Here is a 591-nt window from a genome sequence, read left to right on the forward strand (position 1 = left end):
CTTTTAATAATTGCTTACAATGGTTGTTATATCAAGGAAAAGCAAAAAAACACTTGCCCCTCCCCTAAATCTCGTTCAAAATAGTAGGTACCAACCAAACTACTTCCAAGAAAGGAATGGACAAGTGTTGTATACCCCTATTATAAACGCTCAGTTTGAAATTATCTACTATTGTCTGAAAGAAAATATCAGACAACAGGAAATGCTTGAAAAATACCGAGAATTAACGCGTTCCCTTATTGAAGAACGTGATCAGTTTTTAAAGCACTCCCGTGCTCCAAAAGCATCGGAACCTCTTAATCTTCCATATAAACATATGGAAATAGATGACCTTCCAATCATTAGAAAGGTACATGATTTAGATTATCAACGTATTCTAGATTATTCCGAAGACCTCGGTAAACCGATTAAACCTATTCGTCGGCGAAAAACATCACCTCAACTATCTAAAAAAGAAAAGTGTCCACGCTGCCATGCGCCTGATTCTTATTTGTACTTAAACAATAAACAGATAGGCCAGCGGTATTGTAAGGTGTGTCATCACACTCATGTTCCTGGAAAAGAATCACAGAAGCCTCGTCTTATTCGTTG

General features: G+C 37.2%; 1 pseudogene. It reads left to right on the plus strand.

Features of this window, described 5'->3' with window-relative positions:
* Window positions 1-124: 124 nt before the first annotated feature.
* A pseudogene (locus ACYQ4S_RS12180) lies at window positions 125-591 on the plus strand (hypothetical protein); the annotation flags it as partial.

It is taken from the genome of Alkalibacterium sp. s-m-28 (assembly GCF_054658175.1).